Origin of the sequence: Paucilactobacillus vaccinostercus DSM 20634 (genome assembly GCF_001436295.1) — a bacterium.
GTDB lineage: Bacteria > Bacillota > Bacilli > Lactobacillales > Lactobacillaceae > Paucilactobacillus > Paucilactobacillus vaccinostercus.
Genome location: NZ_AYYY01000026.1, coordinates 1 through 441, shown reverse-complemented (window position 1 = coordinate 441; position 441 = coordinate 1). Strand labels below are relative to the sequence as shown.

The 441-nt window shown below is 42.2% G+C and carries 1 pseudogene; it reads left to right on the top strand.

Annotated elements, in window-relative coordinates:
* Positions 1–441, top strand: a pseudogene (locus tag FC26_RS06925) (IS30-like element ISLpl1 family transposase); the annotation flags it as partial.

Genomic DNA, 441 nt, shown 5'->3' with positions numbered 1-441 from the left:
AGGCTGAATTAGCACAAACAGATGCCGAATACAAGCGATCACGATGTGGTCGGAAAACTAAGCTGAGCGATGAGTTAAAGCAAACCATTCTAAACCATTTACGTCTAAGCTGGTCACCAGGAATGATTGCTCACGAATTTAAACTAGCTACTAAATCTATTTATAATTGGCTAAATCAGGGGAGAATTGGTTTCTCCTTGAATGATCTACCTGAACATGGCGTACGCCAACGGCGTAACGTTGACCAACGATCCAAATATAATCAATCTTTGGGGCGATCAATTGAACAGCGTCCCATGATGATTAATCAACGTAATCGCATCGGCGATTTTGAACTAGATACAGTCGTTGGTCCTCGTGGGCATAGTAAGGCAGTTTTATTAACTTTAATCGATCGCAAATCACGGTTCCTTTGGGCATACCGGTTAAAAGATCGGACGA